Source organism: Arcicella sp. GW458-12-2-14-TSB2 (assembly GCF_059423785.1).
Genome location: NZ_JBWKYN010000162.1, coordinates 1 through 13,896, shown reverse-complemented (window position 1 = coordinate 13,896; position 13,896 = coordinate 1). Strand labels below are relative to the sequence as shown.

Here is a 13,896-nt window from a genome sequence, read left to right as displayed (position 1 = left end):
CATTAAATTTTATCATTGAACGTTAAAATACTAAATCGTTACTTGATTGTCTGATTAGTTAAATTTCATGAAAAAGATACGTTTATTAACTTTAAGGAATAAATATTGAAGATGCTTAGTTTTTGATTATTAATATTTTACAAATTTTTACTGGAAATAAATTGAAAATAATAAACAAGGTGTAATTAAATTCAATAAATTTGGCAAGATAGTTGATAAGGCTGTCAATTCTAATTTTCATTAACCATTTTGCCTTGATCGTTTTACGGTTTCTAAATCGCATTTTAATACTTTATGCAAAAATTAAGTCTTAATCAAAGTCTCCAACAAAGGCTATCTCCACAACAAATCCAGTTTATCAAACTGTTGCAGATACCTACTTTTGAATTATCCGCTCGGATTGAGGAGGAGTTAGAAATTAACCCTGCTTTGGAAGAAGGTGCAGAAGTAGAAGTAAAAGAAGCCGATGAGTACGACGACGATTTTGACGATTATGCGGATGAAGAATTTAAAGAATATGATGATAGAGACATTGATGTAGAGTCGTACCTGAGTGATGATTATAATGGCTATAAGATGCAGGGAGATGGTAATTCGGATGATGATGATAAGGATATGCCGATAGCCATGTTGTCCAACCTGAACGATCATTTACTTTCACAATTGGGCTATTTGAGGTTAGACGAACATCAAGAAATAATAGGGCGACAATTGATAGGCTCTATTGAATCAGACGGATATATTCGTCGACCCCTACAGGCTATCGTTAACGATTTGGCTTTTACCCAAGGAGTTTATACGACCATTGAAGATATTGAAGTAGTGTTAAAACAAATTCAAACCTTCGACCCCGCTGGTATTGGTGCACGAGATTTACAAGAATGTCTTTTATTACAGCTAGACCGAAAAGATATTCACGAACCTTTTGTGCAAGACGCCATCAGAATTATAGAGGATAGCTTTGACGAATTTTCAAAGAAGCACTATGACAAGATTCAGAAACGCTTAGATATCAGTGACGATGCGCTGAAACAAACCATCAAACTGATTACCAAGCTGAATCCCAAACCTGGGGCTGCCGAAGAAGATGGTGGTGTAATTCAATACTTGCTTCCTGATTATATCCTGACGAATACCAATGGTAAATTAGAATTGTATCTAAATTCTAAGAATGCCCCTGAATTGAGGGTTAGCCATTCATTCCATGAGATGTTGGATACTTATGAGAAAAGTGATAAAAATAACAGGGCCATCAAGGAAACAGTTACTTTTATCAAACAAAAACTAGATTCTGCCAAATGGTTTATTGATGCCATCAAACAAAGACAAAATACGTTGTTAAGAACAATGAAGGCTATTTTGGACTATCAGAATGAGTTTTTTATGACGGGCGATGAGACAAAATTAAAACCCATGATTTTGAAAGACATTGCTACGCAGATTGACATGGATATTTCTACCGTTTCCAGAGTAGCAAGCAGTAAGTCTATTCAAACAGAGTTTGGATTATATCCTTTAAAATACTTTTTTTCAGAGGGTATTTCAACAGATTCTGGCGAAGATGTATCTAGTCGTGAAGTGAAAAATATCTTGAAGGAATTAATTGATAACGAATCTAAAAAGAACCCACTTTCAGATGATAAACTAGAGAAATTCTTGAATGAAAAAGGCTATAACATAGCCCGAAGAACCGTTGCCAAATACAGAGAACAATTAAATATACCTGTGGCTAGGCTTAGGAAGCAATTATAAAGAGATGAGCTGTGAGCGATAAGCATTGAGCTTAAGTAAAAGAAAAAATACTCATAGCTCATAGCTCATAGCTCATAAAATCATAAATAAACAAAAACCACTTGAATACACGTTTTGCCCAAATATTATCAGCATTGTTGCATCCATTAGCTATGCCGACAATTATTTTTGCTGTTCTGTTTTATATTGCACCAGAATCAATTCATAATCTTGAATTATTTAATGGCACTTCAAGAGTAGGCATGATGAGTTTGAAATTGGGACTTTTGTTGCTCATATTTTTACAAACTTTTGTATTGCCGGTGTTTAGTATTTATGCACTATATCGGTTCAAAATCATCAGTGATTTAAAAATGGAAACCCTGTCGGATAGGCGAGTGCCTTATTTGGTTACGGTAGCTATTTATACGTTCGTAGCAGTGTTTTTTACCTTCAAATTGCATCAGTTTCCCGAAGTATCGCTTATTCTTACCAGTATCGCTTTTTCTATTTCAGCCGTAGCTTTTATTAGTCTTTACTGGAAAATATCAGCCCATGCAGTAGGCATCAGTGGCACCGTAGGAGCTTTGATGGGTATTGCCATTAAATTTGGTACGGTTGCATTATTCTATCCAGTACTGATTGCCATTGTGGTAGCAGGTTTTCTAATGTCGGCAAGGTTATACCTGAATGCTCATACGCCCGCTCAGATTTTAGCAGGAACCATTTTGGGGATTACTGTTAGTTTATCGGTAGTCATCTTCTTTATTTAAAATGTTATGCTTGCATAATAAATAAAAAAGCTTCAAATTAGAGTTGGTAAATCAAAAAACAACTCTCATGTATCAGCATCTTATCTATCATATTCAGGATGGTGTTTGCACCATTACACTCAATCGACCAGCGGTTTATAACGCCCTTAATACAGCCCTCATTCGAGAAATTACCCAAGCCTTTGAAGCAGTACATACTGACGAATCTGTACGTGTTGTGGTATTGACGGGTGCAGGTGAAAATGCTTTCTGTGCAGGTGCAGATTTGAAAAGTGGCATGAGTAATGCAACGAGCTTGGGAGATTCCCTTCGGAAAAACTATAATCCTATGATTTTAGCGATTCGCAATTTACCCAAACCCGTAATTTGTCGCCTAAATGGTACGGCTGTAGGAGCAGGCTGTTCGTTGGCGTTGGCTTGTGATATCATCATTGCGGCTGATAATGCCAAGATGTCTCAAATTTTTGTGAATATAGGGTTGATTATTGATGCAGGTTCGTCGTTCTTTTTACCAAAATTGGTTGGATCACAAAAAGCCTTTGAATTGTGTTCGACAGGCAGGGTAGTGGAGGCACAAGAATGCTTTGAATTAGGATTGGTCAATTCAGTAGTACCGAAAGCTGACCTAGACTCAGCAGTACTTAAAATGGCAAAACAATATGCCAATTCAGCCACGAAGGCGATAGGTTTAATCAAAAAAGTATTGAATCAATCATCATTTTCTAGCTTAGAAGAAATGCTTGAATTAGAAGCTATCCATCAAGATTTGGCTGGACAAACAAAAGATTTTGAGGAGGGGGTGACTGCATTTTTACAAAAAAGGAAGCCAGTTTTTAAAGGTTTTTAAGCGAGAAAATGATAATAATAAAAAAAAGTCGTTAGCATGACCAACGACTTTTTCAATAACCCTAACCCATAAAAAATCTGTAAAAAAACTATACTATACGTAATCAGCCAAATTAAAAATTCGCCCAAAATCTATCATTAGTTGACGAAGAAATTCGTCAATTTTTATTTATAATCAACTTAGATATTAAGCATGCAACTCAATGCCAATAGGCTAATACATTGATTTTGCCAAAAAGACAATAAATAATAAACCCTAAAGTTTATACCCTACTATGAAGAAGTGTATTCCAGAGAATACGATTCGACGCTTATCAACAACCCATTTGATGAAATGTTTTGAAGACATATTAATTCTAGTACAAGATGTGAAACATTTTCATTAAAAACAAGTTAAATGCAGATTTTTTTTGATTTAATGCGAAAATATACTTTAAGTATATTGAGAGTCTTTAAAGAATAATGTTGGTTAATTTACCCTTTATCCTTAGCGAGGAACTTAAGTCCCTCGCTAGGGATAAAGGAAATTTATTTTAACCCAATTTCATTGTTTCTGGATTCCAAATGACGGGTTTTCCTATCTCAGCACTTTTATTACAAGCCAAGGCAGGCGCAGCCGCTCTTAATCCAAAAGTAGCATCTTCCCAGACTGCTTTCCCTGTTCGAACAGATTCGAAGAAATTAATAAAATGATCAAGTCTTGAATCATATCCATCTACAGCCTTAAAGGTAATCTCTTTGCCATATTGCCATTTAGTATCTTCGTCAGTATATAGGGCTTTGTAGGCTTTTTTAGATTCTTCTTGTTCTGCTTGCGAAAAAGTAAATAGCGAATCGTATCCACCAATTTCGGGTGCTTTAGGTCTTTTAAAGTTTTTCACTTTCATACCACTCCACGATAATTCAATAACCCCTTCCGTACCTATTAAACGCGTAGGAGAACCTCCACTACCACCATCAGCAAGGTTTACTCGGGTAAAAAACTGAAACGAAGGATTGGTACTCGTAGCAGGATAATTCATCAAAGCCGTTACAATATCATAGGCATCTCTACCATCTTTCCAAAGGTTCAAGTCGCCCAAGGCAAATATTTTATTCGGTCCCGTAGAGCCCGTAATTGTATGCAAATTGGTTAACAAATGCACAAATAAGTCTCCAGCTACACCCGTTCCATAATCTTTGTAGTTTCTCCAACGGAAAAACCTTTTGGCATCAAAAGGCATTTTAGGAGCATCGCCCACATAAGTACCCCAATCAACTGTTTGGGTAGAAGCATCCGTTGGAATGGTATATTGCCATGCGCCATTGGCAGAAGTACGGTCGTTAGTAGCTTCTACATATACCAATTCGCCAATAATGCCCGACTCATAGATTTTTTTAGCTTCCGCGGTAACAGTGCTACTTGCTACCTGTGAACCTACTTGAAAAACTTTCCCCGTTTTTTTCTGTGCCTCAATTACTGCCTTCCCTTCTTCAATATGGTGGACCATTGGTTTTTCGCAGTAAACATGTTTGCCTGCATTCATCGCATCAATGGAGATTTTATCATGCCAATGGTCGGATGTACAAACTAGTACGGCATCTATGTCTTTTCTATTCAGGATTTCGCGGTAATCTTTGGTCGTAAAAATATCTTTTCCCCACTTTTCTTTGGCCCTTTCCAATCGTCCAGTGTACAAGTCACAAACAGCCACTAGTTCTACGCCAGGCACTTTCAAGGCTGTATCAGTATCATAATGCCCAATAATACCAGAGCCAAACAATGCGATTCTGACGGTATCATTCGCACTGATTTTAGCATTTGATTCTAAGGTAAAGGTTTTGCCGTAAGCATCACCAAGGGCAGTACCGCCGATGAGCAGCACTGAGCTTCCACTGATTTTTCTAATAAAATCTCTTCTTGAATGTGACATATTAAATTGGATGTTTGATTGGTAGTATATTTTTAAGCGGGGAATTTCGTTAAATAAATTACTACTTTATTTGGACAAACGTGTGTTACTTTGTCCTGATACCTTAATTTGGCATTTCAGCCATTTGGCGGTATCTTGCATAATACTTTGTACAACAGACAAGATGAACGGAAACCTTAAAGATGGACTAAACCTACTCTCGAAACTTACCCCAAAGCGCATTTGGAATGGGTTAAAAGTGGCTACTAGTTTTTATAATTCTAAACTTTTGGGAAGACCAACGCAATGGGGAATGCCCATTAGTATTTCTTTTGAACCTACTACTTCTTGCAACTTGCGTTGTCCCGAATGCCCAAGTGGACTGCGTTCTTTTACTAGACCCACAGGAATGCTTGAGGGCGATTTATTCAAAAGAACCCTTGACGAACTAGAAAGTACGTTACTTTATTTAATCTTTTATTTTCAAGGCGAACCATACCTACATCCACAATTTTTGGATTTAGTGGGTTATGCGGCTAAAAAAGGAGTTTATACTGCCACCTCGACCAATGCGCATTATTTAACAGATGCCAATGCAAAAAAAACAGTAGAGTCAGGTTTGGATAGATTGATTATTTCAATTGATGGCACTAGCCAAGAAACTTATGAGCAATACCGAGTAGGAGGGAAGTTATCGAAGGTAATAGAAGGAACTAAGCATATTGTTAAGTGGAAAAAGGAGCTAAAGTCTAGTACACCTCACATTGTTTTTCAGTTTTTGGTTGTACGGCCTAACGAACACCAAATTGATGAAGTAAAGCAATTGGCTAAAGAGTTAGGTGTGGATGAAGTAGGTTTAAAAACTGCCCAGATTTATGATTATGAAAATGGTTCTGACCTGATTCCGACAATCGACAAATATGCACGCTATAAAAAGCAAAGCGACGGAAGCTATAGTATTAAAAATGAATTGATTAATCATTGCTGGAAAATGTGGCATTCGTGCGTAATTACTTGGGACGGGTTAGTAGTACCTTGTTGCTTTGATAAAGATGCACACCACCGTTTAGGCGATATGAAAACCCAGACTTTTACTGAACTATGGCATGGGAAATCATATCAGCAGTTTAGACAAACGTTGATTCGCTCTCGTTCAGAAATTGAAATGTGTAAGAATTGTACGGAAGGTACGCAGGTTTGGGCGTAGGTAGTGGCTTTCGGTTTTTGGTCTTCGGCTTTCGGTTTTTCCAACCCTGGCTGGTCTCCTGACCAGTCAGTCCTGAAACCGTGTTATGTATGCCACAGAACACGGTGTAATAGTTTTATTAACAAAAATTCAAATCAGCTTTCATTTTTGTAAGTTCGTTCTGTGGCACTACTACCCCAAGCGAGGGAAATGTATCAAGTAGATTTATCAGGTAACGAAAAATTGATAGGAATATAATAACCAGTTAAATTTTTTATTACTCCATAATGATTAAATTACGTCCATCACTAATACGTTATGTTTATCTTGAGAAAGAATATAAACTAGGTGAATATTCACACGGAGAGACTCCAAATACCTTCTATCATTTTATTTCTTTGAATGAAAGTAAATATTCAAGTAAAATTTTGCTTATTAGAGATATCTCTTCTGCATATAGCACTATAGTTAAAGTCAGCTTCAAAGGATATGAATTAATTCTTAAAGAAATAATTGGTAATAATCTTAGGGTTTGGACAAGGATGGGGAGTCCAAGTATTGAATTATTAAAGGCTAATCCTATAAATGATGGAGGTTGGTATGAAGCTTTTATCCCTAACAACGAGATAAGTGATATTTGGGAGGAACGCTATTTTGTAGATGGTTTTAAATTGCCAGAAAACCTATCTTTTAAAGAGAAGATAGATATGCAAAGTATTGATAATGATTTTTGATGAACCTCTGCTTAACCCTCGCTTGGCATAGTGTAGTAACACTACGCTAAGCGAGGGATGGAACGTTCAATATAAGAATGTATATAACCCCTACTGATTTAAATAATTATAGAACAAAAATTAACTCCAATTTCCCAGAGGTTAAATGAAATGAATAAAATAAAATACAAAAAAGGATTTATGATTTATTTCGATGGAAGTATTTATTGTTATTTATTGTTTGAGCAAAGCATTGAAATAAATAATCAAGAAAATACATTATCCGAATTAAATACGAAAACCATTAGCATAAAGTCAATAGTTGAAATATTAGACAAAATAAGACAGATATTAGCAGGAGAACTTGATGAATATATAGACTCTTTCAGTAATAGAATAGTATTAACTATAGAGAAAAAAGAAACAACTATTTACGATTATTTGTGCAACATACATATAATCATTAGCAATGAGGAGTTTATTGAAATTTTAGAGGAGAAAAAAAAGTTTCTGGAAGAAATGAAAATATCTGACTTTAGAAGTTTAGTGAAGGAAGCTTTAGTTAAAATTAAGGCAAAACCCCAAATAGATGAATATGGATTCTATGGAATAACTATAAATAATAGTATGCATATTCAATTCGCTTTAACACAAGAAATGATAAAAGACATTGTAATAGAAGAGTACTTACCCACATTAAAAATACCCGAAATAATCTTTGAAGAATAGTATAAATTTATTAAGACTTAACAGGGAATCATTGTTATTCTCAAATTATAACAACAAAAGACTCTTAAAACATAAAACTAATGATGCTACTTCTACGCTCGCGTTATTTGTTATTGCTGTTTTGGTTGGTACAAAGCCTTGGTGCTTTTGCCGATAAAGGCAACAAATACTCCCCCAACTAGCACAAGTATCAAGCAAAGCGTTACTTGTGCTAAACTTTAATTCAGTTTCAATCTGAATTAAAACAAACGCCCAAGACATAGTCTTGAACGAGCTGGTCAAGATAATAAAAGTCCACTTTTTACTAACGATGATTCTCGCAAAAATTTCTTTATCAATAATATTGTAAATGTAGCAAATAGTAGTTTATATAGTTTCATTAAAATTTATAGTGATTTATGATACTCAACAAGACATTACACAAAGATGAATTAAGAATATTTCAACGTAATAAAAGAAGTGTATTCTTTCTTGAAAAACATAATGGAAATCTTTGGACAAAATTAGATACTATAACATTGCAACCTGTTTGGACAAAGGATTTAACAGGGTTAAACCTGAATGAAAGTGATTTTTATGATGAATATATACTAGATGGGAAAGGGTTATTATTCGATTTAAAGACCAATGAGCTATTCTTATTAAGTAATCAAATTCCGCATTTCAGGTGGATTGTTTCTCCTAAATACGGATATGGAGTGTTTTCAACTTTAGAAGATAATATTTTAAAATCTGGAGTTTATAGTTTAGAAAGTAAAACCGTATTATGGATAAATGAACTTGTAATTAATGGGTTAGGTTTTGAACTTCCTAATAAAAATAATATTTCATTTTTATTAGGAAGTAGAGACATTAAAGGAAATAACAAACATATAATTGCACTTTACTTTCTCATAGGTGAAACCCTTTGGGAACGCAGTTTTAAAGAATTAGGCATCGACAATTTATATAATTTTATTGGAGATATTGATAATATTCTGGTTTGTGCTTGTGGAAAAACAATCTTGGGGCTTAATAAAAATACTGGAGAGGAATTATGGCGAGTAAATCATTATATAGAATTAGGATACTCAATACTTAACCAAATAACTGGCTGTGTTTATTTGTTTTATGGTTGGAGTGGTCCAGAAAACAACTTTAGTGAAACTAATAATATCACCTTTCTAGAAATTGAGGCTCAAACAGGCAAAGTATTGTATGATAATAGCATTTTTAAACATCCAAACTATTTAGAACTGAATGGACTAAGACATTACGAAGGCACTGGAGATTATCCTCGATTTTATAATGCTTTGCAATGGAAACACAAAATCTATTTCCTCATCAATTCATGGCATAGTGCAATGGTCAAGATTATGGAGTTTGATACTGTCAATAAACGTATTTCACATTTAACGGAACAATCTTATGAGGCAAATTCTAATAATGGCTGGTTTGTAGCTGAAGGAAAGCTATTTATACAATCCAGAATATCGCAACAAATAGAAAGTGAAGAAAATCCAGACCCATTATATTGGAGCAAGATATACAGCAAGTCGCAATTTGATGGAGAACACATGCACTATCAGCATTTCGCTATTAGTAAAGAGTCCTATTTAACAATTTTTGATTTAGAAGATAATTAATATGCACACACGATAGCGATGTTTTGCTAATCTTCATCCCTAACGAGGGAATTAATTCCCTCGTTAGGGATGAAGAGTGGAGGTTAACAGTCCTCGCTTAGCGTAATGTTTTTCACTGAATCAGTGTGTCATCAATATAATTTAACCTTAAAACGATACATTCCTTGAAAGTATTCTTTCATTTTAATTACGTCACCACTTTTTTCAGAAAGATAAAAAAGGGCATAATAATTAGGATGAGTAGCATCTGTATGCTTTAATATCCAACAATTTGTCTTTGTATCAATATTGACAGCTATGGCTTCTTTCCCTATTACTTCATACAAGTGATAAGCTGGAATGGGACTGTTGGCATCCATGAACGAAATCAGAAATTGTTGCCCAATTCGTTTAATAGGAAGTAAAGGATAAGTCTCCAAATCTAACTCCCAGTTTAAAATAGGGATATTTAGCGTGATTTTTGGGTTTTTAAGGACTTTATTATTTGCTACAGTGTCTGATGCTATCATCTCTTTTCCAACAAAATCATACGCTATGATACCTCTTTTCCCATAATTAGCTTTGTGAAAAATAGGCTTCATCGTTGCTTTTTCACAGATGTTAATCACATTAGCTATAACAGTATCTTTATTAATCCATTTCCAGCTAAATTCTACTACAGGTTTATGATTAAGAGTCGAAAAATGAGTATTTCTTTCCCAAATGTCACCAACTCCTTTTCGGACGAAATTACTGTCTGTGAAATAAACCAAGTAAGTAGCTTTACCTTCTTGCAATCGCTTGAGATTGAGTTTGCTGTTGGTGGCAGTAATAGTGTCAATTTGTCCAAAGCTTTTCATGCTGCTCAACGATAAGAGCAATAATAAAAATATGATATGTTTCATAATAATAAATAAAAATTAGAAATTGATTGTAATAACTTTACAAAGCTGTTTAGGATAAGAAAAGACAACAAACTAATTCAACCGATTACGCTTTTATTTTAACCAATGCTATTATCGTCTATTTGTAGTATTTGGTTGAATAAATGATGTCTTTGGTTGAAAAAACCATCTTCTAAAGCAATATCTAGTTTATTTTTATACTATGTTGATAGGTATTAAACATTATAGCGATTGGGTATGGCACGTAATCGGTTGGTCGTTGGTTTTTATGCTTAGTCTTTTAGGTGCCCTATCCAGAGATGGCTTCACAGAATCACTGACTTTTACTTTACTAGCTTTATTTTTTTATATTTTAATTGTATATTCCAATGTATATGTATTCATTCCGTGGCTATACTTCAAGCGAGGAATATTCATTTATACGTTGGCTTGTTTACTCTGGCTGGTATTGCTTACATTTTTGCGAGCCCAAGTGTCTGGATGGGTTTATACCTATTTTTTTTCGGGAAAATCAGAACCCATTTTACTTAAACAATACAGTACTGTGTTGATTGGTAACTTGTTTATTTTCTTATTTAGCTTTGTGCTACTGTTAATTTTGCGTTATCGTTTGGTTTCTCAAACAGCCACCATGCTTAAAATGGAAAATCAGAAAGCCGCATTAGATTTATTACAGTCGAGAGTACAACCTCATTTTTTGTTTAATACGCTGAATAATATTTACTTCGAGGCCGTCAAAGAATCGCCACTTACAGCACAACTGATCGAAAAGCTATCTGACATGATGCGGTATTTTACCGAAGAAAGTCACCAAGAAAAAGTATTACTGAGTAAAGAATTACAGTTTATCGACCATTATATTGATTTGGAACTCATTAGGATGCGTTATCCTCCTTCGATACAATTTACTCGTTCAGTCTCCGAAAATACCATGATTCCCCCCATGCTGTTGATTACTTTTATTGAAAATATTTTCAAACACGGTATTGACAAAACTTCTCCCCAAAATGAAGTTATCATATCTTTGAAGCAAGAAGGGCAACAATTGATTTTCATAACTCAAAATAGTTTACCAGCCATTTCTGTTATACAAAAATCGGGTTCTGGTTTGTCCAATCTTGAACGTCGCTTAGCATTAATATACTCATCTAATTTTGAGCTATCTGTAAAAAAGACAATAAGTAATTTTACAGCCACTTTAGTGATACCATTATGACAAACATACGTTGCCTTATTGTGGATGATGAACCTGCTGCCATAGGGTTGATTGAAATGTATGTTCAACAAGCAACTAATTGGCAACTAGTAGGAAAATGTTATCATGCACTTGAAGTAATTTCATTGTTGAAACAACAAGAAGTAGATGTTATTTTTTTAGATATCAATATGCCCGGTTTAACAGGTATGGAATTAGCACAATTTTTGCCCAAAAATATAAAAATTGTGTTTGTAACTGCCTATGCAGAACATGCTATGGAGAGTTTTGAGTTTGCTACGATTGACTATATGTTGAAGCCGCTAACCCTGCAAAGATTTTTAAAGTGTGCTGAAAAGATTAATAATGAATTTATAAAAAATAATGATTTATTGAAGAAACTGGGTGATGAAGAAATTCACCAAGAATACTTTTTTGTGAAATCTGGAAAGCTTATCGAAAAAATTGCCATTAACGATATTTTGTATTTCGAAGGAGAAAAAGAGTATGTGAAATTAGTTACACCCCATCGACCAGTCTTGTTATATCGTAGAATGAAAAGTTTAGAACAACAACTTCCCTCAAATTTTTTCAGGGTGCATCTTTCATTCATTATCAACATAAATCATATAAGTAAAATTGCGGATAATCATGTATATATCGGCAATCGAGTAATCGCTATCAGTAATACATATCGAGAGAGTTTTCTGGAACTGATTAAAAAAAGAAGTTTATAAAATTTCAGCCATTTAATTAACCTTACTTCCGTGGCTGGTCTCCCGACCAGACCACATGTCCGAATAAAAAGTAGCGAGGCTTTTCCACTCTTCATCCCTAACGAGGGAATTAATTCCCTCGTTAGGGATGAAGAGTGGAACTTAACAGCCTAAAACCTGATGCAGTCAGAGACTGGCTATTATTTATCGTTCCAAGTCTGATGACATGGAACAGCACGGTGTTTCTTTTTTGCCATCTTAAAAATAGTTTGTAATTTTTGCAAAGATAGAACCTTGAGAAGTAAAAGCTAGACTAGCCGTCCGCCCAGGTTAAGTTCAATACCATCATTGGTGGCAATTTCGGACACTCCAAGAATTTAAAAACTTTTAAAAATAATGCATCGTATGAAATATCTATTGACAATATTTTTTGTAATTGTGTTTGCTCTTAATTCTTTTAGTCAAATTAAAGATAAAGAGGAATTAAAAAAAGTATCAAATGAGATACTGACATACATTAACAAATACTCAATAGTAACAGACTCCATAAATTGGAAAGAATTCAATGAGGACATTTCAACGAAAATTGCACAATTGAATGACGTAGATTCAAGTGGAATTATTTTTTCTTCAATTTTAAATAAGTTACGTCAGTATGGGGACTTTCATTCATTTTATTATGATAAGTCTAAATCAAAAAAATTGGTATCAAACGATACGACTTTAAAATACCCATGCTCAAAAATTATTGACAATTCAATTGGTTACCTTTTCTTACCTACACATCTATCAATGAATCAGAAAGAAAATTTTATTTATGCCGATACATTAAGAAAACAAATCGAATTATTAGATAAACAACATCTCATAAAAGGCTGGGTTGTAGATTTAAGAGAAAATAGAGGTGGAAATATGTGGCCAATGTTAGCAGGGCTAAACCCAATTATTGAAGATGGCACTGTTGGATATTTCGTGACTAAAGGCAAAGCAATAAAATGGAAAAGCAATTCTAAAAATACTTATAAATGCAAAAACTTAAATAATAAGATAGCAATATTAATTGATACATTAACTGCAAGTAGTGGCGAAATGACAGCAATATCATTATTAGGCAGAAAAAAATCAAAATCATTTGGTAAAAGAACAAGTGGTTATACTACAGCAAACCAAAATTATCAATTATCAAACGGAGCAATGCTTTTTTTAGCGACTGCCTATTGTGAAGATAGAACAATGAAAAAATATATTGGAAAAATAACTCCTGATGTTGAAGTTTTAGATAATGCAGAAACCATAATTGAATATAAAAAGTGGTTACTTGAAAAAAAATAAACTGCCCTCGCTTGGCGTAGTGTATTTCTCTACGTCAACATGTCAGGCATTCTTAGAAGGCAACGGCTAGTATTATACAGATAACACAACTTGAAAAACATAAAAAGCTTTGCATTTTTGCCATGTAACATTGACGTAGTGAAAAACACTACGACAAGCGGGGGGTGGAAAATACCATTATTTCTCTGGTCGAGAAACAATATGTAAACCTATATATTCATCCTCACGGATTTTAAATTTATTGATAAAACAAAAGAATAAAAGAGTATATTTT

12 protein-coding genes are annotated in these 13,896 nt (G+C 34.2%); 10 read left to right on the top strand and 2 right to left on the bottom strand.

Annotated elements, in window-relative coordinates; genetic code table 11:
- Positions 1-294: 294 nt before the first annotated feature.
- The 3 genes from rpoN (at position 295) to AC07XN_RS19140 (ending at position 3,351) form a co-directional block, all read left to right on the top strand.
- Complete coding sequence (gene rpoN, locus AC07XN_RS19150) at positions 295-1,752, top strand: RNA polymerase factor sigma-54 (protein WP_494744209.1); 1,458 nt, start codon at positions 295-297, stop codon at positions 1,750-1,752.
- 101 nt (positions 1,753-1,853) lie between these two features.
- Complete coding sequence (locus tag AC07XN_RS19145) at positions 1,854-2,504, top strand: hypothetical protein (RefSeq protein ID WP_309921184.1); 651 nt, start codon at positions 1,854-1,856, stop codon at positions 2,502-2,504.
- A 67-nt stretch (positions 2,505-2,571) separates the two neighbouring features.
- Positions 2,572-3,351 carry an enoyl-CoA hydratase/isomerase family protein gene (locus AC07XN_RS19140; RefSeq protein ID WP_494744208.1) on the top strand — a complete coding sequence of 260 codons (780 nt, stop codon included), beginning with the start codon at positions 2,572-2,574 and terminating at the stop codon, positions 3,349-3,351.
- 532 nt (positions 3,352-3,883) lie between these two features.
- Here the strand turns inward: AC07XN_RS19140 and AC07XN_RS19135 are convergent.
- A complete protein-coding gene (locus AC07XN_RS19135) occupies positions 3,884-5,263 on the bottom strand; it encodes a Gfo/Idh/MocA family protein (RefSeq protein ID WP_494744207.1) in 1,380 nt (459 codons plus the stop codon).
- A 163-nt stretch (positions 5,264-5,426) separates the two neighbouring features.
- Here AC07XN_RS19135 and AC07XN_RS19130 point away from each other — a divergent pair, with 163 nt between their 5' ends.
- The 4 genes from AC07XN_RS19130 to AC07XN_RS19115 all read left to right on the top strand — a co-directional run bounded on the left by AC07XN_RS19130 (position 5,427) and on the right by AC07XN_RS19115 (position 9,495).
- Complete coding sequence (locus AC07XN_RS19130; protein WP_494744206.1) at positions 5,427-6,449, top strand: SPASM domain-containing protein; 1,023 nt, start codon at positions 5,427-5,429, stop codon at positions 6,447-6,449.
- A gap of 266 nt (positions 6,450-6,715) precedes the next feature.
- Complete coding sequence (locus tag AC07XN_RS19125; protein ID WP_494744205.1) at positions 6,716-7,162, top strand: hypothetical protein; 447 nt, start codon at positions 6,716-6,718, stop codon at positions 7,160-7,162.
- 150 nt (positions 7,163-7,312) lie between these two features.
- Positions 7,313-7,870, top strand: coding sequence for a hypothetical protein (locus AC07XN_RS19120; RefSeq protein ID WP_494744204.1), 558 nt, complete (start codon positions 7,313-7,315; stop codon positions 7,868-7,870).
- Positions 7,871-8,268: 398 nt separating this feature from the next.
- Entirely contained in the window at positions 8,269-9,495 is a 1,227-nt protein-coding gene (locus AC07XN_RS19115; RefSeq protein ID WP_494744203.1) for a hypothetical protein, read from the top strand.
- A gap of 131 nt (positions 9,496-9,626) precedes the next feature.
- Here the strand turns inward: AC07XN_RS19115 and AC07XN_RS19110 are convergent, their stop codons facing one another.
- Positions 9,627-10,334, bottom strand: a complete 708-nt coding sequence (locus AC07XN_RS19110) for a hypothetical protein (RefSeq protein ID WP_494744202.1) — start codon at positions 10,332-10,334, stop codon at positions 9,627-9,629.
- Between the two features lie 247 nt (positions 10,335-10,581).
- Between AC07XN_RS19110 and AC07XN_RS19105 the strand changes: the two genes are divergently transcribed.
- From AC07XN_RS19105 to AC07XN_RS19095, 3 genes are all read left to right on the top strand, one after another.
- Positions 10,582-11,595, top strand: coding sequence for a sensor histidine kinase (locus tag AC07XN_RS19105; RefSeq protein WP_494744201.1), 1,014 nt, complete (start codon positions 10,582-10,584; stop codon positions 11,593-11,595).
- A complete protein-coding gene (locus AC07XN_RS19100) occupies positions 11,592-12,311 on the top strand; it encodes a LytR/AlgR family response regulator transcription factor (protein WP_494744200.1) in 720 nt (239 codons plus the stop codon). Before AC07XN_RS19105 ends, AC07XN_RS19100 begins: the two co-directional genes overlap by 4 nt.
- 384 nt (positions 12,312-12,695) lie before the next feature.
- Positions 12,696-13,622 carry a S41 family peptidase gene (locus AC07XN_RS19095; protein ID WP_494744199.1) on the top strand — a complete coding sequence of 309 codons (927 nt, stop codon included), beginning with the start codon at positions 12,696-12,698 and terminating at the stop codon, positions 13,620-13,622.
- Positions 13,623-13,896 lie beyond the last annotated feature (274 nt).